Consider the following 25,893-nt stretch of genomic DNA (forward strand, 5'->3'; position numbering starts at 1 on the left):
CAGCACAACCCACTCTTCGTCCGAGAGCTCATGCCGCCGCACCATGCACCACATGATGCCCCATCAAGGAGTCTTTGAAGACACGCCCTAGGGCCCCCGGGCCCCCGGTGGTCCGTGCGGGCGCGGCCGGGGGTCAGTGCGGGGTGACCTCGCCCAGGTACGCCGAGGTCTTCTCGGGGTCGTAGAAGAAGTTCTCGAAGTCCGAGGGGTCGTTGAAGCCGTTGGCGAAGCGGTCGGCGACGGGCTGGAGGGCGCCCGCCGCGCCGATGAGGTTCAGGACGTGCTCCGGCGGCGGGGCCAGCATCGCGTTCGTCCACTTCGTGACGTGCTGGGCCGTCTCCCAGTAGCGGTCGAAGGCGGCGCGCATCCACTCCTCGTCGAAGGGCCGGTCACCGTGCTCGACGATCGCCGCGAGATACGCGGCGGCGCACTTGGACGCCGAGTTGGAACCCTGGCCGGTGATCGGGTCGTTGGCCACGACGACGTCCGCGACGCCCAGGACCAGACCGCCGCCGGGGAGCCGGCCGACCGGGTTGCGCACGGTCGGCGCGTACCGGCCCGCCAGAGTGCCGCCCGCGTCGGTCAGTTCGACCCGGGTCGCCCGCGCGTACTCCCAGGGCAGGAACTTCTCCATCAGCCCCAGCGTCAGCGCCAGGTGCTCCGAGGGGTCCTTGATCCCCTTGAAGGCGTCGACCGGACCGCCGGGGACGCCCTCCCAGAACAGGATGTCGGCGCGTCCGCTCATGGTCAGCGTCGGCATCACGAACAGCTCGCCGACGCCCGGCACCAGATTGCAGCGGACCGCGTCGAACTCGGGGTGCTCGGGGCGGGGCCCCAGACCGTGGACGTACGCCACCGAGAGCGCGCGCTGCGGGGCGTCGTACGGCGAACGGGACGCGTCCCGGGCGAACATGGACACCAGCTCGCCCTTGCCCGCCGCGACGAGCACCAGGTCGTAGCTGCGGGAGAAGTAGTCGAGGTCACCGACGGCCACGCCGTGGATCACCAGCTGGCCGCCGCGCCGCGCGAAGGTCTCCATCCAGCCGGACATCTTCAGCCGCTGGTCGACGGAGTTCGCGTATCCGCCGAGCTTCCCGACCCAGTCGACCGCACGCGTCGAGTCGGGTGCGGCGACGGAGACGCCGAGGCCCTCGATCCTCGGCGCCTGGGACTCCCAGAAGTCCAGGCCGAGGTCCCGCTCGTGCTGGAGCGCCGTGTCGAACATGCACTGGGTGGACATCACCCGGCCGGAGCGGATCTCGTCCGCCGTGCGGTTCGACATGAGGGTGACCTCGTACCCCCGCGACTGGAGGCCGAGGGCGAGCTGCAGACCGGACTGGCCCGCGCCGACTATGAGTATCTTCCGCATGGGTGGAGCTCCTGGCGTGCTGGTGAGTGCTATTCGGGAGTGGCTTCGAGGGCGTGCGCGACCATCGCGAGCAGGCTCTCGACGACGCTGTACCGCTTGCGCGCGTCCATGATCACAACCGGGACGTGCGCCGGTACGGTCAGGGCCTCCCTGACGTCGTCCACCTCGAACAGCTCGGTGCCCTCGAAGTGGTTGACGCCCACGATGTACGGGATCCCGCAGCTCTCGAAGTAGTCCAGGGCCGGGAAGCAGTCCGTGAGCCGCCGGGTGTCGGCCAGCACGATCGCGCCGATCGCGCCGCGCACCAGGTCGTCCCACATGAACCAGAAGCGCTGCTGGCCCGGCGTGCCGAACACGTACAGGACGAGGTCGTTGTCCAGGGTGATCCGGCCGAAGTCCATCGCCACGGTGGTGGTGAGCTTGTCCGGGGTGGAGCTGAGGTCGTCGGTCTCCTCGCTCGCCCGGGTCATCAGCGCCTCGGTCTGGAGCGGGGTGATCTCCGAGACCGCGCGGACGAACGTGGTCTTGCCGACGCCGAAGCCGCCCGCCACGACGATCTTCGTCGCGATCGGGGCGCGGCTGTGGTCGAGCTGCCAGTCCCGCGCGCCGTCCTCGGGATCGGGGACGCCCGGGGCGGCGGCCCCGGGACGCGGGGCGGGCCTGTGGAACAGGTCCGTCCCGGGCTGCACGGGAATGACCGGCGCCGCCGTGGTGGCGGAGGCGGCGGAGGCGTCAGAGACGACGGAGTCCACTCAGCACCCTTTCGAGGAGCGCGCGGTCGGGCTGGCCGGTGCCGTGACCGGTCCCGTACACACGGATCTTTCCCTGGTCGGCCAGGTCGCTGAGCAGCACCCGGACGACCCCCAACGGCATCTTCAACAGCGCCGAGATCTCCGCGACAGTCCGCATCCGGCGGCAGATCTCGACAATGGCCCGCATCTCCGGCATCAGACCCCGGGCCCCGGGTCCGCCGTCCGTCAGGACCTTGCGCTCGGCGGGCGCTTCGAGCGCCGCCACGAAGGTCTCGACGAGCAGCACGTGGCCGAAGCGGGTACGGCCGCCGGTGAGCGAGTACGGGCGGACGCGCGCGGGGCGCCGCCCGTTCCCCCGGACCGGCAGCCGGTGGGCGTGCGAGGCTGACGTCACTGGACGCTCTCCATCGACTTGCGCAGCTCGCTGCGGACCTCGGGGGTGAGCACATGCCCGGCGCGGCCCACGAAGAGCGCCATGTGGTAGGCGATGACGCTCATGTCGCAGTCGGGCTCTGCGTGCACGCCGAGCAGCGAACCGTCGCTGATCGACATCACGAAGACGCTGCCCTCGTCCATGGCGACCATGGTCTGCTTCACTCCGCCGCCGTCCATGAGGCGGGCGGCGCCGATGGTCAGGCTGCCGATGCCGGAGACGATGGTGGCCAGGTCGGCGCTGGATCCTCGCGGTCCGCCGGGCCGGCCGGGCTCGGCGGCGGCCTTCGTGTTCTGCTGGGCGGCAGGGTCGGACGAGAGCAGCATCAGGCCGTCGGAGGAGACCACGGCGACCGAGCGGACCCCGGGCACCTCCTCCACCAGGTTTCCCAGCAGCCATTGCAGGTTTCGGGCTTCCGAGCTCAGTCCGTACGTTCCCGTCGCGGTCAACTGCGTGCCTCCTCGACTGTGTCCCCCGTCATCTCCTCTGTACGTGCAGTCCTTACGGCCTCCGTGCGCGCCGTGTCCAACTCCACTTCCACGTCTCGGCGGCCCGCTTTGGCCCCCTGGTGGAATCCGCCCAGGCGACGGCGGAGCGCCTCCGCGTCGACACCACCCTTTCGGGTGGTGGCGGCAGCGCCGGTCTGACGCACCACCTGCGGGGTGCGCTTGGGCAGTCCCTTGTCGGTCACGCGTTCCCACTGCGCGGGGCGCGGTCCGGGAACCGTCTGCCCGTCCTCGGGCACGGCGGGGGCCTCCGGGGCGGGTGCGGCGGCCGTGTCGGCGGCGCGCTCGTGGGCGTCCGGCTCCGGCGGCGGGACCGGCAGCCGTACCTGGAGCGTGGTCTCGGAGAGGGACTCGCCGAGCGGGGCGCGCGGGGGGGGTTGCGGGGCCGGGGCCTCGGGGGTGGCGGCGGGCCCGTCGTACAAAGACTCGTGGCGGTCCCCGGGGGCCCCGTATCCGGGGGCGGGCGCCGGGTCGTGGGGGCGTCCGGGGGCGGGTGCCGCCGGGTGCGGCTCGGCGGAGCGGGGCGTCCACTCCTCGGCGGGCCGGGATGTCCGGTCGTCGGCGGGCGGGGGCGTCCGGTCTCCGGCGGGGGCGGGCGTCCGGTCCTCGGCGGGGGCGGGCGCGCCGCCCATCGCCTCCAGGAACGCGCGTTCCGCCGCTTCCACGAGCGGGTCGCGGTTCCGGGACGGCAGGGTGTTGGAGTTGGCCTCGGCGGCCGAGCCGGGGAGCTGGATCACCGGGACGGTGCCGGAGCCCCGTACGGGCTCCGTGACCGACGCGGGCGGGGTGGCGGGCAGCAGCGGCGGCGGCAGGACCACCACGGCCGCCGTGCCGCCCGGCTGCTGCTCCCGGAGTTCGACGCGGACGCCGTGGCGGGCGGCGAGGAGGGCGATCACCCGCATGCCGAGGCCCTCGCCGTCGAAGGCGTCCGGGTCGGCCCCGGACAGGCGCGCGTTGAGCTCGGAGAGGCGGCCGGGCGTCATGCCGATGCCCGCGTCCTGCACGGAGAGCATGACCTCGCCGGTCTCCAGGAGCCAGCCGGAGAGCTGGACCGAGGCGTCCGGCGGCGAGAACGAGGTGGCGTTCTCCAGGAGTTCCGCGACCAGGTGGCTGAGGTCGTCGGCGGCGAATCCGGCGATCTGGGCGTGCGGCGGCAGGGAGTGGATGGTGACCCGCTCGTACCGCTCGATCTCGCTGACGGCGGCGCGCAGCACGTCGACCAGGGGGACGGGACCGGCGTGCCCGTGTCCGTGCTCGTGTCCGGCGAGGACCAGCAGGTTCTCGCTGTGGCGGCGCATGACGGTCGCCATGTGGTCGAGCTTGAAGAGGGTCGCGAGGCGGTCCGGGTCCTGCTCGCGCTCCTCCAGCTTCTCGATGACGCCGAGCTGCCGCTCGACGAGCCCGAGGCTGCGGAGCGAGAGGTTGACGAAGGTGTGGTGGACGGTGCCCCGGAGCCGTTCGAGGTCGGCGGTGAGGAGGGCGACCCGCCCCTGGAGTTCGGCGCGCTGGGTGGCCAGCTGGGTGCCGAGGGCCTCCTTGGCGGCGGCCAGGTCGGCCTGCCCGTCGCCGATCCGGTCGGTGAGCGACTCGTTGTGCGCGACGAGCCCGGACAGCTTGCCGTGCAGGGTGTTGAGGGAACGTACGACCTGCGCGAACTCGTCGTTGCGGCCGGTGAAGCGGACCGGCTCCTCGGTGTGCGCGGCGGGCGCGGCGGCGAGCCGGGCGGCGCCGATGCGGAGCACGGCGAGGGGCCGGGTGAGGGTGCGGGCCACGTAGGTGGAGATGCCGACGGCGACGAGGAGACAGCCGCCGAGGAAGGCGATGCGCAGTTCGAGGCCGGTGACGTCGTCGTCGCGGAGCGCGGCGAGCCGCTCGACGCGCTCGGCGGCGAGCGTGGACTCGACGCCCCTCATCTGGTCGATCCGGGCGGACAGGGCCGCTTCCAGCGCCACCGGGTCGGTCTCGCGCTCGGTCCGCGTCAGCCTGGGCTGGTCGGTGAGGGAGGCCAGGGAGCGCTCGGCGCTCTTGACGTCGGGTCCCGCGACGGTGGCGGCGAGGGAGTCGCGGGCGGTGGAGCCCGCCGCCTGGTCGAAGTCGCCGAGGGCGGCGAGTTCCCGGACGCGGGCCTGCTGGGCGGCGGCGGTGAGGATGTCGCGGGCCCGCTCGGCCTCGGCGGCGCCCTCGGGCTCCTCGGTGACGTTGGTGCCGGTCGTGGGGTCGTAGTGGGTCTCGCCGGTCCCCTGGGGCTGCGGCACGGAGAGCGCGGCGACGAGCAGGCCCCGGGTGGCGGAGGCCTGCTCGACGGCGCGGCCGAGAGCGGCGGGGGCGCGGGTGGCCTCGGTGAGCGCGGTGTCGGCGGCGCGGGCCGGGGTCCTGTCGGCCAGTTCGTCGGCGAGGGCCTGGAGCTTGCCGACGACCTCGGTGTACGCCCGGTGGGCTTCGAGGGCGGTGCCCTTGCCGGTGAGGGCGGTGCGGCGGATCGAGGGGACTCCGGCGAGGTCACGGCGGAGTTCGGTCGTCGCGCCGGGCCGGATCTCGTCGATCTGCCGGTCCACGCGGGTCGAACGGACACTGGTGACCTGGCGCTTGTGCCGGGCGTCGGCACTCTGGTTGTCGCGTCCCGCGGCGATGTACGCGACGACCTCGTCGCGCTCGTCGGAGAGGGAGTGCGCCAGGGTGACGGCCTGCCGGTCGAGTTCGGCGAGGGTGACCAGGCGCTGGGAGTCGTTGAGCTGGGTGGAGGCGGTGAGGAGCACGGGGGCCCCGGCGACGAGGACGGTGATGCCGACGAGGGCGACGCCCGCGACGAGCCGGTTGCGGACGCGCTTGGAGCGGCCCTCGGGAGGTGCCGTGGCCGTGCCGTCCGGGGTCGGTGCTGCGCCGGGGGTCCGGCTCCGCGTGCCGTTGTTGCTCCGAGGCCGCTTCATCTGCACCGGTGCTCGCATTCTTGACTCGTCCGCCCACAAAGCAGAGGTGACGACCGGTCACGTGGAGCGCCCCCCACCCCTGGTACGGCTTCCGACCATTCCAGCGCTTCCGGGAAGGAGACGCGCATCGGCCGCTCCGCCACCCGAACGAGTGAACAGCACTCCCGAGTTGGCGAACAACTTCCCCGGACGGCCGGTACGGGGCTCGGCGGAGCGTCGGTTGGATCTTCCGCGCGGGCTTTGGCAGGATGCCCGCCCGCAGTCCGGCGCGGAGGTCCCTTCCCTGCTCGGGAAGGGCTCCGGGGGCTTGGTACAGGCCATTTCCGGTCATTTGCAGGTCCAGTGAAGGAGTACGCCGGGGCGGGCACACTGGAGGACATGCGCAGTGATGTCGCCACCCTTCCCGGCAGCCCCGAACGCCCCAACGAGGACTGGGTGGCCGCCGCCCTGCCCGCCTCCGGCCGTGGGGGAACCGTCGTCCTCCTCGACGGCGTCACACCACCCGCGGGCGATGACGGTTGTGTGCACACCGTGCCGTGGTTCACGGCCCGCCTCGGCGGCGCTTTGACCGAACTGTCCGCTTCCCGGCCTGACGTGCCCCTGTCCGAGATCCTGTCCTCGGCCATCCGGCGCACGGCGGACGCCCACCGCGACACCTGTGACCTTTCTCACGTGCGTACGCCTCAGGCGACGGTGGTGCTGGTGCGGTGGGACGACGTCTCGGTCGAGCACCTCGTCCTCTCCGACTCCGTCCTCCTCCTGGAGGCCCCGGACGGGGCGGTGCGGGCGGTGCTCGACGACCGGCTGGACCGGCTGCCGGACGAGGTGCTGCGGTCCCTGGAGGCGACGGACCGGCTGCGGAACCGGGAGGGCGGGTTCTTCACGGCGGCGGCCGATCCGGCGGTCGCGGCGCGGGCGGTGACGGGTTCGACGCCCCGTGCGCGGGTGCGGTCCCTGGCCGCGCTGACGGACGGCGCGAGCCGCTGGGTCGACCTGTTCGGCGCGGGCGACTGGACGAAGTGCGTGGGAGTACTGAGGGAGGAGGGCCCGCTGGGGCTGCTGCGGCGGGTACGGGCGCTGGAGGAGGCGGACGCCGGGGCGGGCGGGGTCCGCCGCTGGAAGCGGCACGACGACGCGACGGCGGCCCTGGTGGAGTTCCCGGGCTGACGAAGGCCCGCCGGGGGCGGGGGCGGCCGGGGGCTGTGGGGCCCGGAGGGCTGGGTGGCCGGGCTTTGGCGGTGGGTTCGATCACCGGGGCGCCCACGCGGCCGTCCTCGTGCTCGCCGGGGACTGGGCGGATACGGCCCCCGCATCACCCTCCCCGGCCGCTCTCCCCGGCCACAGCCCCCGGGCCCGCCCGGGGCCGCCGCCTCGCGGGGCCGGTCACCCGGCGCACCGGGAGGCGTGTCCTCGTCGGCGCCGCCGGGCGCCCGGCGGGGCCTCACCCCTCCGAGCGGATGTTGAAGTGGTTGAGGAGGCGGGCCAGTTCGGCGACCTCGGCGCGGTCCCAGTCGGCGAGCTTGCGGACGTACCGCTCGCGCCGGGCGTCCCGTACGTGCCGGAAACGGTCGCGGCCCTCCTCCGTCAGCCGGACGAGCGAGGCGCGCCCGTCGGCGGGGTCGGGGTCGCGGGCGACGAGCCCGAGGTCCTCCAGGGCCCGCAACTGGCGGCTCATGGTCGCCTTCCCCACCCCGAAGTACCCGGCGAGTTCGGTGGCCCGCTGGGGCCCGGCGTCGTCGAGCCGCACGAAGAGGCCGTAGGCGGCGGGCTCCAGTTCGGGGTGCACCTCGCGGGCCATCTCGCCGGACTGGGCGCGGGCGCGCCGCAGGAACACCGCCAGTTCGCGTTCGAGCGCCAGGAACTCACGGTCGACCGTGGCGGGCGGGGACACCCGGCCCCCGCTTCCCGTACCGCTTCTGTGCACGACAGGACCTCCCACACGTTCTCCGGTGCCCGGCCGGTGGCTTTCGGGCCGCTGAAAGTTTCTTCCGGCCGAGGCCGTCGCCGCAGCTCCCCCAGTATTTCGCAGGAGTAGACCAACGGCGGAATCCTGGACCTCTTCCGTCGGCCGGGTCTCCGCGCGTAGCGTCGCACTCGGACCTGAAATGACATGTCCACACCAGGACATGGTCATGCCTCTCCCTCCACCGAGTCCCCCCACCGAGACGTTCGGAGGCACGCCATGCGTGTGCACGGATCCGGAACGACGACCCTCGCCGCGGCCGCACTCGCGGCGCTGGCCCTCCTCCTCCCCCTCGCCGGACCCGCCGGCGCCGCCCAGGACCCGGACGGGCGGGCCGCACCCCCGCGCGGTTCCGCCAGCATGGGCATGGGCGTCCTCAGCCACGACGGGCGCGGCTCCGCCCCCGGCGGGGGCTCCTCCCGGGCCGTCCAGACCGAGGGCGTGGACGTCTCCAGCCACAACGGCGACGTGGCCTGGCCCACCCTGTGGAACAGCGGCGTCACGTGGGCCTACGTCAAGGCGACGGAGGGCACTTACTACAAGAACACCTCCTTCACCCAGCAGTACAACGGCTCGTACGACATCGGGATGATCCGGGGCACCTACCACTTCGCCACCCCGGACACGACGACCGGCGCCGCCCAGGCCGACCACTTCGCCGACAACGGCGGCGGCTGGTCGAAGGACGGCCGGACCCTGCCGGGCGTGCTCGACATCGAGTGGAACCCGTACGGCGCCACCTGCTACGGCAAGTCCCAGGCCGGAATGGTCGCCTGGATCCGCGAGTTCACCGACCGGTACAGGTACCGGACCGGCCGGGACGCCGTCATCTACACCGCGACCAGCTGGTGGACCCAGTGCACCGGCAACTCCGCCGCCTTCGCCGCCACCAACCCGCTGTGGATCGCGCGGTACGCCGCCACGGTCGGCGAACTCCCCGCCGGATGGCAGTACTACACGATGTGGCAGTACACCTCCTCCGGCCCCACGGTCGGCGACCACAACCGCTTCAACGGGGACTACTCACGGGTGCGGGCGCTCGCCAACGGCTGACGCCCCGCGTGGGACGGCCCCCGGGGGCGGGGGGACCTGGGGGCAGGGGGACCCGGGGGCGGCACCCGGGGGTCGTCGCGGCTTTTTCCGCCCGACCCCTTGCTCATTGGTATGGACCAATGCGACGCTCTATCGCGGTAGCCCGGAATTCAACTTCCGTGCACTCAGCGCGCGTTGCTCGTACCTTTCCTCCCCCCACGAGAGAGAGCCCCCGCATGTTGTCCTACCGCCGTGCCGCCACCGGCGTCGCCGCCCTGTCCGCCGCCACCGCATTCGTCGGCCTGACCCCCACCTCGGCCGCCGCACACGGAGCTGTCTTCAACCCGGTCAGCCGCGTTGCCGCCTGTTACGCCGAGGGTCCCGAGGCCCCCAAGTCCCAGGTCTGCAAGGACCTCGTCGCCGACTCCGGCACCCAGCCGCTCTACGACTGGAACGAGGTCAACATCGCCAACGCCGCAGGTCAGCACCAGGCGCTGATCCCGGACGGCAAGCTCTGCTCGGCGAACCGCGCCAAGTACCGGGCCCTGGACTGGGCGCGCACCGACTGGCCCGCCACGGCGGTCGCCACGGGCGCCTTCAACTTCAAGGTCCGCGTCACGGCCGCCCACTCGGGCACCATGACCGTCTACATCACCAAGCCCGGCTTCGACCCCACGCAGCCCCTGAAGTGGTCGGACCTCGACGCCACCCCCGTCGCCGTCCACAACACCGCCCGTACCGCCACGGACGGCTTCTACAACTTCACCGGCAACCTCCCCGCCCGGACCGGCCGTCACATCGTCTACAAGGTGTGGCAGCGCAACGACAGCCCCGAGGCGTTCTACAGCTGCTCCGACGTCACCTTCGGCGGCGCGGCGGCCACGCAGGCGAAGGCCCAGGCGCCGACCGAGGCGAAGATCGCGGCGGGCGTCGCCCTGTCCACCGTGAGCCACGCGGGCCACGGCGGCGACGAGAAGGCCCCGGCGCTCTCCGCCGAGACCACGGGCACCTCGTCCTCGCCGCTGGTGCCCGCCCTCGCGGGAGCGGGTGCCCTCGCCACCTTCGCGGCGGGCAGCCTGCTCCTGAGCCGCCGCCGGAACTCCTCGGCCTCCTGAGGACCCGTCGGGCCCTGAGGGCCTCCGGACCACCGAGGGCCTTCGGCTCCCGAAGGCCCTTCCTGATCCGGGACCTCTCAGGGCCCCTCGGGGCCTCCCGGTCCCGGGGGTTCCCACGGCCCCCGGGGCCCGGTCCCTCCGCCCGCCTCCCGATGACGATCAGGAGGCGGGCGCCCCGACCGGGAAGAGGGCGGTGAGGCGGGGCAACGCCACCCCTTCCGAGCGGGACCCCCGCGAACCGCCGCCCTCTTCCCCCTCACTCATCCGGCCACCGGGGAAATCCGGCTCCCGGCCACCGGGGAACTCCGGCTCCCCGCGACCGCCCGCGAGCCCTCGGCCCGCCGGGAAGTCCCGGTCGCCCGGGAACTCCCGGCCCGCCGGGAACTCCCCGCCAACCAGCGGTCCGTGACCCTCCGGGAGCTCCCACTCCTCCCACTCCCCCGCCGCCACGGCGGCCTCCTCCGCCGCCTCGACGGCGTCGAGGAACTGCTCCCCGTCGTCGTCCTCCTGGCCGGTCAGCTCGTCGAACGCGTCCTGTGCCGCGTAGTCCAGCTCCTCCCACTCCGGCCACTCGTCGTCGTGCCAGAGGTCACCGGGACGGCCCGCCAGCGCCCGTATCCCCGGCAGACCGGCCAGCGCGTCCGGATCGTCGAGCACCGCCCCGTACACCTCGCTCCCCTGCGCCACCAGCCAGAGCGTGAAGTAGTGGAAGCCGTCGTCGGTGCAGGCCCCGCCCTCCACTCGGTCCACCGCCCTCCACAGGTCCTCCCGCTGGGCCACCGCGCAAGCCCGCTCCAGGCGTGCCTGGAACACCGCACTCTCGGCGGCCGGCCGCAGCAGCAGCCGCCCTGTCAGCCACTCCAGCCGCTCGTCCCGGTCACCGGGCCGTCGGCTCAACTCGTCGATGAGAGCCCAGAAGGCGTCTTCGTCCATGCGTACGAGCATCGCAGCCGCCACTGACAGCGGAGCACGACGAAGCGGGGTGTTCCGTACGGAACACCCCGCTCACCACTCACCGTTCACCACCGGCCGGTCCGTCACGGCCGGTCCGTACGGCCCCACCCGTCCGGACCGGCCGTAGGGTCACCTCCCGCGCACGACCGCCCCGGCCGTACGGTCGTCACTCCCGCACTGCCGTCTACTCCCGTACTGTCATGCCTCCCGTACAGTCACGGCTTCCGCACGGTCATGGCTTCCGTACGGAAGTCGTGACCGTTCCTCGCGGTCAGGCCGCCACGCCCACCGGGACCGATGCCGGGGCCAGCGCGATCTCCAGCACCTGCCGGACGTCCGTCACCGGGTGGACCTCCAGCTTCTCCAGGATCTCGGCCGGGACGTCGTCCAGATCGGCCTCGTTCCGCTTGGGGATCACGACCGTCGTGATGCCCGCCCGGTGCGCCGCGAGCAGCTTCTGCTTCACCCCGCCGATCGGCAGGACCCGGCCGGTGAGGGAGACCTCGCCGGTCATGGCCACGTCCGTACGGACCAGCCGCCCGCTCAGGAGCGAGGCGAGGGCCGTCGTCATGGTGACGCCCGCGCTCGGGCCGTCCTTCGGCACCGCGCCCGCCGGGAAGTGGATGTGCACGCCCCGGTCCTTCAGACCGGTGACGGGCAGCTCCAGCTCCGCGCCGTGCGAGCGGAGGAAGGAGAGCGCGATCCGCGCCGACTCCTTCATCACGTCGCCCAGCTGGCCCGTGAGGGTCAGTCCGGCGGCTCCGGTCTCCGGATCGGCGAGGGACGCCTCCACGAAGAGGACGTCACCGCCCGCGCCGGTCACCGCGAGCCCGGTGGCCACGCCCGGCACGGCGGTCCTGCGCTCCGCCGGGTCCTGCGCCGACTCGGGCACGTGGTGCGGTCGCCCGATGAGGTCCCTCAGATCGTCCGGGCCGACCGTGAACGGCAGCTCGCGGTCGCCCAGTTCGTGCTGGGCCGCGATCTTGCGGAGCAGCCGGGAGATCGCCCGCTCCAGGGTGCGGACCCCGGCCTCGCGGGTGTACTCGCCCGCCAGCCTCCGCAGGCTCGTCTCCTCCAGGACGACCTCGCCGGGCGCCAGACCCGCGCGCTCCAGCTGCCGGGGCAGCAGGTGGTCACGGGCGATGACGACCTTCTCGTCCTCCGTGTAGCCGTCGAGCCTGACCAGTTCCATCCGGTCGAGGAGGGCCTCGGGGATGGCGTCGAGGACGTTGGCCGTCGCCAGGAAGACGACGTCGGAGAGGTCGAGCTCGACCTCCAGGTAGTGGTCGCGGAAGGTGTGGTTCTGCGCCGGGTCGAGGACTTCGAGGAGGGCCGCCGCCGGGTCGCCCCGGAAGTCGGAGCCGACCTTGTCGATCTCGTCGAGCAGGACCACCGGGTTCATGGACCCGGCCTCCTTGATCGCCCGGACGATGCGGCCGGGCAGCGCGCCCACGTAGGTGCGCCGGTGGCCCCGGATCTCGGCCTCGTCCCGTACGCCGCCGAGGGCCACGCGGACGAACTCGCGGCCCATCGCGTGGGCGACGGACTCGCCGAGGGAGGTCTTGCCGACGCCGGGCGGGCCGACGAGGGCGAGGACGGCCCCGCCGCGCCGCCCGCCGACGACGCCGAGACCCCGCTCGGAGCGGCGCTTGCGGACGGCCAGGTACTCGGTGATGCGCTCCTTCACGTCGTCCAGACCCGCGTGCTCGGCGTCCAGGACGGCACGGGCGCCCCGGATGTCGTAGCGGTCCTCGGTCCGCTCGTTCCACGGCAGTTCGAGGACGGTGTCCAGCCAGGTGCGGATCCAGGAGCCCTCGGGGGACTGGTCGCTGGACCGCTCCAGCTTCTCGACCTCCTTGAGGGCGGCCTCCCGGACCTTCTCGGGCAGGTCGGCGGCCTCCACGCGGGCGCGGTAGTCGTCGGACTCGTCGCCCTCGGCCTCGCCGTTGAGGTCCCGGAGTTCCTTGCGTACGGCATCGAGCTGGCGGCGGAGCAGGAACTCGCGCTGCTGCTTGTCCACGCCCTCCTGGACGTCCTTGGCGATGGTCTCGGCGACGTCCTGCTCGGCGAGGTGCTCGCGGAGCTGGGCCGTGGCGAGCTTCAGCCGGGCGACCGGGTCGGCGGTCTCCAGGAGGGCGACCTTCTGCTCGACGCTGAGGAAGGGCGAGTACCCGGAGTTGTCGGCGAGGGCGCCGACGCCCTCGATCTGCTGGACGCGGTCCACGACCTGCCAGGCACCGCGCTTCTTGAGCCAGCTGGTGGCCAGCGCCTTGTACTCCTTGATCAGGTCGGTGACCTGGCCGGGGAGCGGTTCGGGCAGGGTCTCCTCGACGGTGCTGCCCTCGACCCAGAGCGCGGCGCCGGGGCCGGTGGTGCCCGCGCCGATGCGGACGCGGCCGATGCCCCGGATCAGGGCGCCGGGATCGCCGTCGGACAGCCGTCCGACCTGCTCGACGGTGCCGAGGACACCGGTCCCCGCGTAGGTCCCGTCGACGCGGGGCACGAGCAGCACTCTGGGCTTGCCCGCGCCGGGCCGCGCGGCGGCCTGGGCTGCCTCGACGGCGGCGCGCACATCGGCGTCGGACAGGTCGAGCGGTACCACCATTCCGGGCAGCACGACCTCGTCGTCGAGCGGCAGCACCGGCAGAGTGAGCGCCACGGACGGCTTGGACTCAGAAGCCATGATCTCCCCTTCGGCAGTCAAGTTGAGCTATGTGCACTCAATGCATGTGAGCCGGGGAATGTTCCCAACCGCCCGTTCGCTCTGAGCGATCAGTTCCGCCCCGCCCGCGCGGGGGCGGCGTCGACGGTGAGCCCGGGGCTCTGCTCCGTTCCCTTTCCGCCCCGCCCGTGCGGGGGCGGTCGGGACGCCGCTTCCGGTTGCGCCCGCCGCCCGGCGCACCGCTTCCGGAGGCGCGGAGACGGCGGTCCGGCTCTCCCCTGACGTCACCACACCGCCGTCCGGTCCCCGCATCCCCGGCGCCGCCCATGGTCACGATGCGACCAAGAATTCCACCGGACGCCGACAGCGGGCGCCACCTGCGGCTGTAATCCCTCCATGGATATCGCAGCCATTACATCTGCCTGGGTCGCGGGCTGGACCGTCTCCCGGGGCACCCCCGCCGCCGTCGCCGAGCCCTGGGGCCACCGGATCGACGTGGGCCTGCCCCGGCACGTCGTACGGCATGTGCTGCCCGCCCCCGACGCGGCCGTCGTCGGCTCGCTCTGCGCCCGGCTGACCACCCCGTACAGCTGGCTCAAGATCATGGCGGAGCCGGAGGAGGCGGCCGGGTGGATCGGTGAGGGGTGGACCGTCCCGGACGACCCCGGTTTCATGATGGTCAAGCCCCTCGACCCCGGCGCCCGGCCCGCACCTCCCGAGGGGTACGCCAGGACCACCGAGGTCCGGGACGGCGTCATCAGGGTCCGTGTCCTCGCGCCCGACGGCACCCTCGCCGCGCAGGGCCGGATCGCGCCGACCGGGCCGACCGCCGTCGCCGACCAGATCGAGACCGATCCGGCGCACCGGCGACGGGGCCTCGGCTCCAACGTCATGCTCACCCTGGAGGCGGCGGCCGCCCAGGCGGGCGCCGGTACGGGGGTCCTCGCCGCGACGGTCGACGGCCTCGCCCTCTACGACTCCCTCGGCTGGCGCCACCGAGCACCCCTGACCGGGATCGTGCGCGACGCCGACTGAGACCCCACCCCCCGCCCCACCGGACCGGCTCCGGAGCAGCCTCGAACGGGTTTCGAAACCGGCTCCGGACCGGCTCCGGACCGGTCGTCGGGTGCCCGTACGGGTGGCAACCCTCCGGTACGGCTGCGCCCGGCACCCGGGGCGGGCATCCTCGGACCATGGTGCGAGGCGTACGGGGAAGACGACGCGGGACCCTGCTGCTGGCCGGAGTCCTGGCCTTCGGAGCGAGCGGCTGCGGGCCCGGGGACGTACCCGCACCCGGCGGTCCGCCCTCGGTGACCAGCGGCGGCCCCGCCCTGCCGGACACGGCGACCGGCCCCGGCACCCCGGCGACCGAGCCCCGGCCGGACGAGGTCCTCGTCGAAGTGGTCGTCAGCGGCGGCTTCGCGGGCATCCACAACCGGCTCGTGGTGCGGTACGACGGGGCCTGGACCAGCGCTTCCGGCGGCGGTCCCGCCCGTACCGGCCGCCAGACCGCAGCCGAGGCGGGGGCCCTCCGGGCCGCGTTGGAGGACCCGGCGTACGCACAGGTCCCGGACCGGCCGACCGGCCGGCCGATCGCCGACGGGTTCCGGTACGAGCTGACCCACCGCGGCCGTCTGGTCGTCGCGGCCGACGGGGAACGCCCGCCTGCGCTCCAGCGGGTCTTCGCCGCGCTCCCGGAGGGCGGCCCGCCGACCAGCCCGTGACCGGTCGGCCCGAAAGGGTCCGTGACCGGTCCGCCCCACCGGGTCGGCCCCACCGGGTCGGCCCCACGGGATCGGCCCCACCGGATCCGTCGACGGATCGATCCGTCCGAGGGTCCCCGCCCGGCCCACCCAACCCGTCCTCCCCCTTTCCTTTCCCGAGTCCTCCTTCCCCTCTCCCTCCTCCCGCCCGACCCGCCCGCGCGCCGCTCCGGACCCGGGCCCGGACACGGCCCCGGCCCCGACGAGACGGCGAGAGCTCGCCACCCTCCCCGGGTTCACCCGGCGCGGGACCGGGGTACGCGCGGTCGGGGAGGCCCGTACCCATGACTCTTCCCAGGTTCGTGAACCGCCGGACCGGGTACGCGCGCGGTGGACCGGGCATCCGGCCGCCGCACCCGCCGGAAGGACCCCGGCGCGGCGACGGCCGGGGTGCTCATGGCCGGAACCGGTCCCTCCGTGCGGGCGGGGGACGCACCACGCGAACGGCCGGAACCCGCCCACGTCCCCGTAAAACGTTTGTCCCGTCGCCCGCGCCCGCGAAGGATGGGCGCGAGCGGTCCCCGAGCCGAGAAGCGGAGAGAACGCCCGTGCCCCCACCCCAGACCCTCGACCGCCGTGAAGGACCGTACGGAGAGGTCGTGCTGCGCCGCCGCGACGAGCACTTCGAGATCATCGCCAACGGGACCTTCCTCATGGACACCTCCGACGGGCGTTCCGAGCGGCTCCTGATCGACGCGGCGCGGGACGCGCTGCCGGAGCGGGCCAGGCCCGGGGCCTCGGTCCTCGTCGGCGGGCTCGGGGTCGGCTTCTCGCTCGCGCACGCCGCCGCCGACCCCCACTGGGGGCGGATCGCGGTGGTCGAGCGGGAGGAGGCGATCATCGACTGGCACCGGCAGGGCCCGCTCGCCTCGATCTCCGGGGCCGCGCTGGCCGATCCCCGGACCGTGATCCTGCACACGGACCTGGTGGAGTACCTCCGCACCTCCCCCGACACCTACGACGTCCTGTGCCTCGACATCGACAACGGGCCCGGCTGGACCGTCACCGAGGACAACGAATCCCTGTACGCGGCGGACGGGTTGGCGGCCTGCGCGGCACGGCTGAAACCAGGCGGTGTGCTCGCCGTGTGGTCGGCCCGGCCCTCCGCCGATTTCGAAGAGTCCTTGCGGAATGCCGGATTCAACGGGGTACGGACGGAAGAGGTGCCCGTTGCCCGAGGCGTCCCCGACGCGGTCCATCTCGCGGTCCGTCCCGGGAGACTCGCCGGATAGCCGGGACACCGCCGGTACCTCTAGGCTGCTGCACCGACATCGGCGACGCGAGGCGGGGCAATGGACCAGACACACACCACTCACCACGGTGCGGCGGCCACTCCCGGGGCCCAGCGGCGCGTCCTGGTGGTCGAGGACGACGCCACGATCGTGGAGGCGATCTCCGCCCGGCTGCGCGCGGAGGGCTTCCTCGTGCAGACCGCGACCGACGGACCCGCCGCCGTGGAGGCCGCCGAGGCGTGGCAGCCGGACCTGATGGTCCTCGACGTCATGCTGCCCGGTTTCGACGGTCTGGAGGTGTGCCGCCGGGTCCAGGCCCAGCGGCCCGTCCCGGTCCTCATGGTGACCGCCCGTGACGACGAGACCGACATGCTGGTCGGTCTCGGCGTGGGCGCGGACGACTACATGACCAAGCCGTTCTCGATGCGCGAGCTGGCCGCCCGGGTGCACGTCCTGCTGCGCCGGGTGGAGCGGGCGACGCTCGCCGCGACCGCCCCGCGCAGCGGCACCCTGCGCCTGGGCGAACTGGAGATCGACCACGCGCAGCGCCGGGTGCGGGTGCGGGCCGAGGACGTGCACCTGACCCCCACCGAGTTCGACCTGCTGGTCTGTCTGGCGGGCACCCCGCGCGCGGTCCTCTCCCGCGAGCAGCTGCTCGCGGAGGTGTGGGACTGGGCGGACGCCTCGGGCACCCGGACCGTGGACAGCCACATCAAGGCGCTGCGCCGGAAGATCGGGGCCGAGCGGATCCGTACCGTCCACGGTGTCGGATACGCGCTGGAGACCCCGGCGCCGTGAACCGGCGCGGGTCCGAGGGGCCGCGGGAGGCACGGGACGCCGACGGGCCGCGCCGGCCGGTGCGGGAGTGCGGCGCGGGCGCGCGGCGGGCGGCGCGGGGCCCGGGTCCCGGAGCGCCCCGGCACGTGCCCGGCGCGGGGGTCCGAAGGCCGCGGCGGATCGTGATCTCGATCAAGACGAAGCTGGGCGCGCTGGTCGTCGGGGCGGTGCTGCTGACCTCCGGTCTGGCCCTGGTGGCGATCCGTACGTCCACCGAGTTCCGGTACATCACGATCTTCGCGATGATCGCGACCCTGCTGATCACCCAGTTCGTGGCGCAGTCGCTGACGGCTCCGCTGGACGAGATGACCACGGTGGCCGGGACGATCTCGCGCGGGGACTTCTCCCGGCGGGTGCGGGGCGCGGACCGGCGGGACGAGCTGGGCGACCTGGCCTCGACGATCAACCGCATGGCGGACGACCTGGAGGCGGTGGACCGGAACCGCAAGGAGCTGGTCGCCAATGTGTCGCACGAGCTGCGGACCCCGATCGCCGCGTTGCGGGCGGTCCTGGAGAACGTCGTGGACGGGGTGTCGGAGGCGGACCCGGAGACGATGCGGTCGGCGCTGCGGCAGACCGAGCGGCTGGGACGGCTCGTGGAGACGCTGCTCGACCTGTCCCGGCTCGACAACGGTGTCGTCACGCTGAAGGTGCGCCGCTTCGAGGTCTGGCCGTATCTGTCGGGCGTGCTGCGGGAGGCGAACCTGGCCGCGTCGCAGCGGGGTCTGTCGTCCACCTCGGGCCTGCACCGGCGGACGGACGTGCATCTGCACCTGGACGTGTCGCCGCCCGAGCTGGTCGCGCACGCGGACGCGGAGCGGCTGCACCAGGTGATGGCGAACCTGATCGACAACGCGGTGAAGCACTCGCCGCCGCACGGCCGGGTCACGGTCCGGGCCCGGCGCGGTCCGTTTCCCGACTCGCTGGAGCTGGAGGTCGAGGACGAGGGGCCCGGCATCCCGGAGTCGGAGCGGCACACGGTCTTCGAGCGGTTCAACCGGGGTGCGGTGCCGCGCCGCCGGGGTCCGGGGAGCGACGGCGGCACGGGGCTCGGCCTGGCGATCGCCCGCTGGGCGGTGGATCTGCACGGCGGTGGGATCGGCGTGGCCGAATCGTCACGCGGGTGCCGGATCAGAGTCACCCTTCCGGGAAGCCTTCCACCACGGGATTGACGTAGGGTTCGAACTGGAGCAGCACGTTCTGCGTGTACATGAGCAGGAGGTGTGCTCGGGAGCGGCCGAAACGGGGTCGCGCCCGGGCTTTTCCGTACCCTGACGCAGCGGAACCACGTTTGTTTCCCGCCAATCCCGGCTCCGAAACACCGCGTCAAGTGTGACTTGCGCGACGTTGGAGCGCCCGGCCTGCACCTCCAGGCCGGACAGGCGTAGCCTTTATTTCCGCTGTCCATCACCTTGTGAAGCGGAAGAGGGCGGTTGCCGCCGTGTCGTCTCAGTCCCCCAGTACCCCGAGCTCCCCGACCGCCCAAGACGGGCAGGGCCAGAACCCTGCGACCGCCTTCGGCGCCAATGAGTGGCTCGTCGACGAGATCTACCAGCAGTACCTCCAGGACCCGAATTCGGTCGATCGTGCCTGGTGGGACTTCTTCGCCGACTACAAGCCGGGCACGTCGGAGACCCCGACCGCCCCGGCCGCCACCACGCCGAGCGCCCCCGCCGCGCCGCAGACGGGCCCCGCACAGGCCGCGCCTGCCGCTCCGGCGGCCGTACCGGCTCCCGCGCCCGCCCCGGTCGCGGCCCCCGCCCCGGCTCCCGTGAAGCCCGCTCCGGCTCCCGCGCCGGCCGCCGTGCAGCCCGCCGCCGCTCCGGCCGCCGTCAAGGCCGCCCCCGCGCAGCCGGCCGCCCAGGCTCACGCGGGGCCCGAGCTGATCACGCTGCGTGGCCCCGCCGCCGCGGTCGCGAAGAACATGAACGCCTCCCTGGAGGTGCCGACGGCCACGTCCGTCCGCGCCGTCCCGGTGAAGCTGCTCTTCGACAACCGGATCGTGATCAACAACCACCTGAAGCGCGCCCGGGGCGGGAAGATCTCCTTCACGCACCTGATCGGCTACGCGATGGTGCAGGCGATCAAGGCCATGCCGACGATGAACCACTCCTTCGCGGAGAAGGACGGCAAGCCGACCCTGGTCAAGCCGGAGCACGTGAACTTCGGTCTCGCGATCGACCTGGTGAAGCCCAACGGCGACCGCCAGCTCGTCGTCGCGGGCATCAAGAAGGCCGAGACGCTCAACTTCTTCGAGTTCTGGCAGGCGTACGAGGACATCGTGAAGCGGGCCCGCGTGGGCAAGCTGACGATGGACGACTTCACCGGCGTCACGGTCTCCCTGACCAACCCCGGCGGCCTCGGCACCGTCCACTCCGTGCCGCGTCTGATGCCCGGACAGTCGGTCATCATGGGCGTCGGCTCGATGGACTACCCGGCCGAGTTCCAGGGCACCTCCCAGGACACCCTGAACAAGCTGGGCATCGCCAAGGTCATGACCCTGACCTCGACGTACGACCACCGCGTGATCCAGGGCGCCGCCTCCGGCGAGTTCCTGCGCGTCGTCGCGAACCTCCTCCTCGGCGAGGAGGGCTTCTACGACGAGATCTTCAAGGCCCTGCGCATCCCCTACGAGCCGGTCCGCTGGCTCAAGGACATCGACGCCTCGCACGACGACGACGTCACCAAGGCCGCGCGGGTCTTCGAGCTGATCCACTCCTACCGGGTCCGCGGCCACGTCATGGCCGACACCGACCCGCTGGAGTACAAGCAGCGCAAGCACCCCGACCTGGACATCACCGAGCACGGCCTCACCCTGTGGGACCTGGAGCGCGAGTTCGCGGTCGGCGGCTTCGCCGGCAAGTCGATGATGAAGCTCCGCGAGATCCTCGGCGTGCTCCGCGACTCGTACTGCCGCACCACCGGCGTCGAGTTCATGCACATCCAGGACCCGAAGCAGCGCAAGTGGATCCAGGACCGCGTCGAGCGCCCGCACTCCCGCGTGGAGCGCGAGGAGCAGCTGCGCATCCTGCGCAGGCTGAACGCGGCGGAGGCCTTCGAGACCTTCCTGCAGACCAAGTACGTCGGCCAGAAGCGCTTCTCCCTGGAGGGCGGCGAGTCCGTCATCCCGCTGCTCGACGCGGTCATCGACTCGGCCGCCGAGTCGCGCCTCGACGAGGTCGTCATCGGCATGGCCCACCGCGGCCGGCTGAACGTCCTGGCGAACATCGTCGGCAAGTCGTACGCGCAGATCTTCCGCGAGTTCGAGGGCAACCTCGACCCGAAGTCGATGCACGGCTCCGGCGACGTCAAGTACCACCTGGGCGCCGAGGGCACCTTCACCGGCCTCGACGGCGAGCAGATCAAGGTCTCCCTCGCCGCGAACCCCTCGCACCTGGAGGCGGTCGACCCGGTCCTGGAAGGCATCGTCCGCGCCAAGCAGGACGTCATCAACAAGGGCGGCACGGACTTCACCGTCCTGCCCGTCGCCCTCCACGGCGACGCGGCCTTCGCGGGCCAGGGCGTCGTCGCCGAGACGCTGAACATGTCGCAGCTGCGGGGCTACCGCACCGGCGGCACGGTCCACATCGTCATCAACAACCAGGTCGGCTTCACCGCCGCCCCGGAGTCCTCGCGTTCCTCGATGTACGCGACCGACGTGGCCCGCATGATCGAGGCGCCGATCTTCCATGTGAACGGTGACGACCCGGAGGCCGTGGTCCGCGTCGCGCGGCTCGCCTTCGAGTTCCGCCAGACGTTCAACAAGGACGTCGTGATCGACCTCATCTGCTACCGCCGCCGCGGTCACAACGAGGGCGACAACCCCTCGTTCACCAACCCGCAGATGTACAACCTGATCGACAAGAAGCGTTCGGTGCGCAAGCTGTACACCGAGTCGCTCATCGGTCGCGGCGACATCACCCTGGAAGAGGCGGAGCAGTCGCTCCAGGACTTCCAGGGCCAGCTGGAGAAGGTGTTCGCGGAGGTCCGCGAGGCCACCGCCGCCCCGTCCCCGGCGCACGTCCCGGACGCGCGCGCCGAGTTCCCGGTCGCCGTGACCACCGCGGTCTCCCAGGAGGTCGTGAAGCGGATCGCCGAGTCGCAGGTCAACATCCCGGAGCGGATCACGGTCCACCCGCGTCTGCTCCCGCAGATGCAGCGCCGCACCGCCTCCATCGACGACGGCACCATCGACTGGGGCTTCGGCGAGACCCTCGCCATCGGCTCCCTGCTGATGGAGGGCACCCCGGTCCGGCTCTCCGGCCAGGACACCCGCCGCGGCACCTTCGGCCAGCGCCACGCGGTCCTGGTGGACCAGGAGACCGGCGAGGACTTCACCCCGCTGCTCTACCTGGCCGAGGACCAGGCCCACTACAACGTCTACGACTCGCTGCTCAGCGAGTACGCGGCGATGGGCTTCGAGTACGGCTACTCGCTGGCCCGTCCGGACTCCCTGGTCGTCTGGGAGGCCCAGTTCGGTGACTTCGTCAACGGCGCGCAGACCGTCGTCGACGAGTTCATCTCCTCGGCCGAGCAGAAGTGGGGCCAGACCTCCGGCGTCACGCTGCTCCTGCCGCACGGCTACGAGGGCCAGGGCCCGGACCACTCGTCCGCGCGCCCGGAGCGCTTCCTCCAGATGTGCGCCCAGGACAACATGACGGTCGCCATGCCGACGCTGCCGTCGAACTACTTCCACCTGCTGCGCTGGCAGGTCCACAATCCGCACCACAAGCCGCTCATCGTCTTCACCCCGAAGTCGATGCTGCGTCTGAAGGCGGCGGCGTCCAAGGTGGAGGAGTTCACCACCGGCGGCTTCCGCCCGGTGATCGGTGACAGCACGGTCGACCCGGCCGACGTCCGCAAGGTCGTCTTCTGCGCCGGCAAGGTCTACTACGACCTGGAGGCCGAGCGCCAGAAGCGCGGCGACAAGGAGACCGCGATCATCCGGCTGGAGCGCCTGTACCCACTGCCGGGTGCCGAGCTCCAGGCCGAGATCGCCAAGTACCCGAACGCGGCGAAGTACATCTGGGCCCAGGAGGAGCCGGCGAACCAGGGTGCCTGGCCGTTCATCGCGCTCAACCTGATCGACCACCTCGACCTGGCGGTCGGCGCGGACATCCCGGCGGGCGAGCGCCTGCGCCGGATCTCGCGTCCGCACTCCTCCTCCCCGGCGGTCGGCTCGGCCAAGCGCCACCAGGCGGAGCAGGCCCAGCTGGTCGGCGAGGTCTTCGACGCCTGACCGGCCGTTCCCGTACGCGTCCGTGTACGGGAACGGCAAGAGGCCCGGTACCCCGAGGGGTGCCGGGCCTCCGGCGTTCTCCCGACGGGCTCAGAGGTTGGCCTCGAAGTCCCAGTAGGGGCGGTTGCGCTGGCGGGCGGACAGGGTGTGCGGGTGCTGGGCGCCGAGGGTCCTGGTGAGGGAGAGCAGGGCGTCCTCCTCCAGTTTCCCGGCCTCGTCGGTCTCGCGCAGCCCCCGCAGGTCGGTGGCGAGCGCGATCTGGCAGGAGAGCGTCAGGGGGTGCTCACCGCCGAGGGAGTGCCGGGCCCTGCGCAGGGTGTCCCGGCTGAGTTCGGCGGCCTCGACGACCCTGCCGTTGAAGTTGCGGGCCGCGGTGGCGTTGAGGGCGCAGCCGAGCACCCAGGGGTGGTCGGGGCCGAGCGTGACGGTGAGTCCGGCCAGCGCGGACTCCAGCATCGTCAGGGCCGAGGCGCGGTCGCCCGACGCCTGCATGACCAGGGCGGTGTTGGCGAGGACGCCGGTGGAGACGGGGTGGGCGGGCCCGAGGAGGGCCCGGTAGCCGGCCTCCGCCTCGGTGATGAGTTCCCGGGCGAGGTCGAGGTCGCCGTGCTCGCGCAGGAAGTTGGCGTAGTTGGTGACGGCGGAGAGCGTCACGTAGTGGTCGCGGCCGTACGCCTGCTCCAGGTGTTCCAGGACCCCGGCCATCATGGCGCCGATGCCCTGCTGGCCGCCCTCCCTGCGGCGGCAGAGGGCCAGTTGGCTGCGCGCGTACAGGGTGTGGAGGTGCTGCGGTCCGAGGATCTTGACGTGCAGCCGGACGTTGGCCTCCTGGCGGCCGAGGGCCTCCCGGTAGCGGCCGAGCAGCCGCAGGTCCTGGGCGACGGCGTTGTTGGAGTTGAGCGTCGAGGCGTGGTGCGGACGCAGGACGCTCTCGCAGCGGGCGAGGGTGTCGGCGTCCTGTTCGTACGCCTCCTGGTAGCGGCCGAGCATCCGCAGGACCACGCCGAGGTTGTGGCGGGCGACGAGGGTGAGGAACTGGGTCTCGCCGAGGAGGCTCCGGGCCTCGGCCAGGCTCTCCCGCTGGAGCTTCTCCGACTCCTTGTACTGGCCGAGGAAGCGCAGGTCACGCGCGAGGGAGACCTTGGTCTGCAGTTCGCCGAGCCGGTCGGTGGTCCCGGCGGCGGCCAGCCGGTCGCGCTGGGCGACGTCGAGGTCGTACGCCTCGCGGAAACGCCCGTAGCGGCGGAGGATGTCGCCTTCGAGGGTGGCGAGTTCCTGCATGTGCGGGGCGAGCGGTTCCATGAAGGCCGTCCACTCGTCGCGGATGCGGCCCGCGAGCCGGATGCCCGCCTTGTACTCGCCGCTGCGGTCGCAGAAGCGCAGGCAGTTGAGGACGGCGACCTGGATGCGCGGGTCGGTGGAGCGGAGCGCTCCGGAGGGTTCCAGGTGCGGGAGGAGTTCGGAGTAGCGGGGCCACTGCCTGCTGTCGGTGGGGTTGCCGGGGTCGGCCTCGGCGAGGAGGGCACGGACGGCCCTGCGGTGGGCGTCGCGGTGCTCCCCGTCGGTGAGCCGGGCGACGATGTCGTGCACCAGCCGGTGCATGTGGATCGACTCCTGGTGCGGGCCGATCTCGTCGGTGGTCATGGGGCCGCGGGTCTCGCGGGTGAGCACCGAGTAGTTGACGAGGGTGTCGAGGGCCCGGGTCCAGGCGGGCAGGTCGGTGGCCATCCACCGCAGGTCCTCGGGCAGTTGGGCCTGCGGATAGGCGCGGACGATGCCGAGGGGGATGCGGCCGGGGGCGAAGCTGGCGCACAGGCTGAGGATGTCGATGGCCTGGGGCTGGGCGCGGCGGAGCCGGTTGATCAGTATCGACCAGGAGGTGAGGGAGGCACTGGGCATGCCGTCGCCCGTCATGGGGTCGTCGACGGTGGAGAGGCGTCCCTCGCGGACCATGCGCAGGTACTCGGGCGCGTCCATGCCGGACTCGCCGAGCCAGGCGGCGGCCTGGACGAGCGGCAGGGGTACGTCTCCGAATTCGGCGGCGACCTCGTCGGCCTCGGCGGCGTCGAGCTGCGGGGCGCGGCGCATCAGATAGCCGGTGGACTCGGCGCGGTCGAAGCTGGGGATCTCCAGGACGTCGGTGTGCTCGCGCCAGCCCCGGTTGCGGGAGGTGATGAGGACGTGGCCGGGGCCCTGCGGGAGCATGACGTCGATGCCGTCGGTGTCGTCCCAGCCGTCGAAGACGACGAGCCAGCGTCCGTGCGGGTCGCCGCGGCGCAGGGCCTCGCGGACGGCGCGGATGCGTTCGCCAGGTTCGTTGCCGACGGGGAGGTGGAGTTCCACGGCGAGTTCGCCGAGACGGTCGCGCTGGACGTTGCGGTCGTCGGAGCTGACCCACCAGACGGCGTCGTAGTCGGGGCCGAAGCGGTGGGCGTACTCGGCGGCGATCTGGGTCTTGCCGATGCCGGACATGCCGAGGAGGGTGCACGCGGCGTTGCCGCGCTCGGCGTCCATGAGCCGTTCCTGGAGGTCGGTGAGGAGGTCGTCGCGGCCGGTGAAGCGGGGGTTGCGGCGGGGGACCTCGCCCCAGATCTCGGGCGGGGTGTCGGGGTAGCGGACGAGGGCGCCGGGTGGGATGCGGCGGCCTCCCCTGCGGGGTTCGATGCCAAGCCTGCCGAGGAGGCGTGCTTCGGCCTCCTCCTCGCCGACGCCCCAGAGGCTGACCGGTTCGAGGACGGCGGTGGCCGGGAGGAGCGGGCGGTTGGTGAGGTTGACGGCGGCGAAGCGGTCGGCGTGGGCGGCGACGAAGCCGCGCAGGACGTCGTTCCACTCCCCCGCGGGCCGGGGCCCGAGCTCGAAGAACCAGTCGTTGAGGACGAGGAGGACCTGGCCGCGGGCGAGCAGCAGGTCGCCGAGCGAGTCCTCCAGGGGGACCTCGCGGGGCGGGTCCCAGCGCTGGAGGGTGGCGCGTACGCCGTGTGTGTCAAGACGCTGGTTGATCCAGGCCGCCCAGGGCCGGTGGTATCCGGGGAAGACCACCAGGACGTGTTCGAAGATGTTCCTGCCTCCGTGGCCCTCGGGGCCCCCGCCCGGCCGCTGTTCCGCCATC

Annotated in this window: 18 protein-coding genes; 9 read left to right on the forward strand and 9 right to left on the reverse strand. The window is 72.6% G+C overall.

Going from position 1 to position 25,893, the window contains the following annotated elements; translation table 11 throughout:
• Positions 1-133 precede the first annotated feature (133 nt).
• Genes ACIRQY_RS33065 through ACIRQY_RS33085 form a run of 5 tightly spaced genes read right to left on the reverse strand, consistent with a single transcriptional unit; the run spans position 134 to position 5,993 of the window.
• On the reverse strand, positions 134-1,369 hold the full coding sequence (locus ACIRQY_RS33065; RefSeq protein WP_403931863.1) for a styrene monooxygenase/indole monooxygenase family protein: 1,236 nt from the start codon (positions 1,367-1,369) through the stop codon (positions 134-136).
• 29 nt (positions 1,370-1,398) lie between these two features.
• Positions 1,399-2,121, reverse strand: coding sequence for a GTP-binding protein (locus ACIRQY_RS33070; RefSeq protein ID WP_403931865.1), 723 nt, complete (start codon positions 2,119-2,121; stop codon positions 1,399-1,401).
• Positions 2,102-2,515: a DUF742 domain-containing protein gene (locus ACIRQY_RS33075; RefSeq protein WP_366440286.1), complete on the reverse strand. Its 414-nt coding sequence runs from the start codon at positions 2,513-2,515 to the stop codon at positions 2,102-2,104. The genes ACIRQY_RS33070 and ACIRQY_RS33075 overlap by 20 nt, the downstream gene beginning before the upstream one ends.
• Positions 2,512-3,003, reverse strand: coding sequence for a roadblock/LC7 domain-containing protein (locus ACIRQY_RS33080; RefSeq protein WP_351781882.1), 492 nt, complete (start codon positions 3,001-3,003; stop codon positions 2,512-2,514). Before ACIRQY_RS33080 ends, ACIRQY_RS33075 begins: the two co-directional genes overlap by 4 nt.
• A complete protein-coding gene (locus ACIRQY_RS33085; protein WP_403931919.1) occupies positions 3,000-5,993 on the reverse strand; it encodes a nitrate- and nitrite sensing domain-containing protein in 2,994 nt (997 codons plus the stop codon). The genes ACIRQY_RS33080 and ACIRQY_RS33085 overlap by 4 nt, the downstream gene beginning before the upstream one ends.
• A gap of 372 nt (positions 5,994-6,365) precedes the next feature.
• Between ACIRQY_RS33085 and ACIRQY_RS33090 the strand changes: the two genes are divergently transcribed.
• Complete coding sequence (locus tag ACIRQY_RS33090) at positions 6,366-7,154, forward strand: hypothetical protein (protein ID WP_403931868.1); 789 nt, start codon at positions 6,366-6,368, stop codon at positions 7,152-7,154.
• A gap of 274 nt (positions 7,155-7,428) precedes the next feature.
• Here the strand turns inward: ACIRQY_RS33090 and ACIRQY_RS33095 are convergent, their stop codons facing one another.
• Complete coding sequence (locus tag ACIRQY_RS33095) at positions 7,429-7,911, reverse strand: MarR family winged helix-turn-helix transcriptional regulator (RefSeq protein WP_403931870.1); 483 nt, start codon at positions 7,909-7,911, stop codon at positions 7,429-7,431.
• Positions 7,912-8,169: 258 nt separating this feature from the next.
• On the opposite strand from ACIRQY_RS33095, the gene ACIRQY_RS33100 reads away from it, so the two are divergent.
• Together ACIRQY_RS33100 and ACIRQY_RS33105 are read left to right on the forward strand one after the other, a co-directional pair.
• Positions 8,170-9,003, forward strand: a complete 834-nt coding sequence (locus tag ACIRQY_RS33100; RefSeq protein WP_403931873.1) for a lysozyme — start codon at positions 8,170-8,172, stop codon at positions 9,001-9,003.
• Positions 9,004-9,218: 215 nt separating this feature from the next.
• Positions 9,219-10,097: a lytic polysaccharide monooxygenase gene (locus ACIRQY_RS33105; protein WP_403931875.1), complete on the forward strand. Its 879-nt coding sequence runs from the start codon at positions 9,219-9,221 to the stop codon at positions 10,095-10,097.
• A gap of 159 nt (positions 10,098-10,256) precedes the next feature.
• Here ACIRQY_RS33105 and ACIRQY_RS33110 read toward each other — a convergent pair whose 3' ends face one another.
• Both ACIRQY_RS33110 and lon read right to left on the reverse strand, forming a co-directional pair.
• A complete protein-coding gene (locus ACIRQY_RS33110) occupies positions 10,257-11,030 on the reverse strand; it encodes a DUF4240 domain-containing protein (protein WP_403931878.1) in 774 nt (257 codons plus the stop codon).
• A gap of 292 nt (positions 11,031-11,322) precedes the next feature.
• On the reverse strand, positions 11,323-13,734 hold the full coding sequence (gene lon / locus ACIRQY_RS33115; RefSeq protein ID WP_403931881.1) for an endopeptidase La: 2,412 nt from the start codon (positions 13,732-13,734) through the stop codon (positions 11,323-11,325).
• Positions 13,735-14,109: 375 nt separating this feature from the next.
• Here lon and ACIRQY_RS33120 point away from each other — a divergent pair, with 375 nt between their 5' ends.
• From ACIRQY_RS33120 to ACIRQY_RS33145, 6 genes are all read left to right on the forward strand, one after another.
• A complete protein-coding gene (locus ACIRQY_RS33120) occupies positions 14,110-14,748 on the forward strand; it encodes a GNAT family N-acetyltransferase (RefSeq protein ID WP_351781865.1) in 639 nt (212 codons plus the stop codon).
• Between the two features lie 158 nt (positions 14,749-14,906).
• A complete protein-coding gene (locus ACIRQY_RS33125) occupies positions 14,907-15,437 on the forward strand; it encodes a hypothetical protein (protein WP_351781863.1) in 531 nt (176 codons plus the stop codon).
• A gap of 587 nt (positions 15,438-16,024) precedes the next feature.
• Positions 16,025-16,708 carry a spermidine synthase gene (locus ACIRQY_RS33130; protein WP_403931885.1) on the forward strand — a complete coding sequence of 228 codons (684 nt, stop codon included), beginning with the start codon at positions 16,025-16,027 and terminating at the stop codon, positions 16,706-16,708.
• A 60-nt stretch (positions 16,709-16,768) separates the two neighbouring features.
• Positions 16,769-17,506 carry a response regulator transcription factor gene (locus ACIRQY_RS33135; protein ID WP_351781859.1) on the forward strand — a complete coding sequence of 246 codons (738 nt, stop codon included), beginning with the start codon at positions 16,769-16,771 and terminating at the stop codon, positions 17,504-17,506.
• A gap of 125 nt (positions 17,507-17,631) precedes the next feature.
• Positions 17,632-18,717 (forward strand): ATP-binding protein, encoded by a 1,086-nt coding sequence (locus tag ACIRQY_RS33140; protein WP_351781857.1) that lies wholly within the window; start codon positions 17,632-17,634, stop codon positions 18,715-18,717.
• A 269-nt stretch (positions 18,718-18,986) separates the two neighbouring features.
• Entirely contained in the window at positions 18,987-22,784 is a 3,798-nt protein-coding gene (locus ACIRQY_RS33145) for a multifunctional oxoglutarate decarboxylase/oxoglutarate dehydrogenase thiamine pyrophosphate-binding subunit/dihydrolipoyllysine-residue succinyltransferase subunit (protein WP_403931888.1), read from the forward strand.
• Between the two features lie 90 nt (positions 22,785-22,874).
• Here ACIRQY_RS33145 and fxsT read toward each other — a convergent pair whose 3' ends face one another.
• Positions 22,875-25,892 carry an FxSxx-COOH system tetratricopeptide repeat protein gene (gene fxsT / locus ACIRQY_RS33150; protein ID WP_351781853.1) on the reverse strand — a complete coding sequence of 1,006 codons (3,018 nt, stop codon included), beginning with the start codon at positions 25,890-25,892 and terminating at the stop codon, positions 22,875-22,877.
• Position 25,893: the final 1 nt, after the last annotated feature.

This window comes from Streptomyces sp. NPDC101490 (assembly GCF_044767145.1).
Classification (GTDB): domain Bacteria; phylum Actinomycetota; class Actinomycetes; order Streptomycetales; family Streptomycetaceae; genus Streptomyces.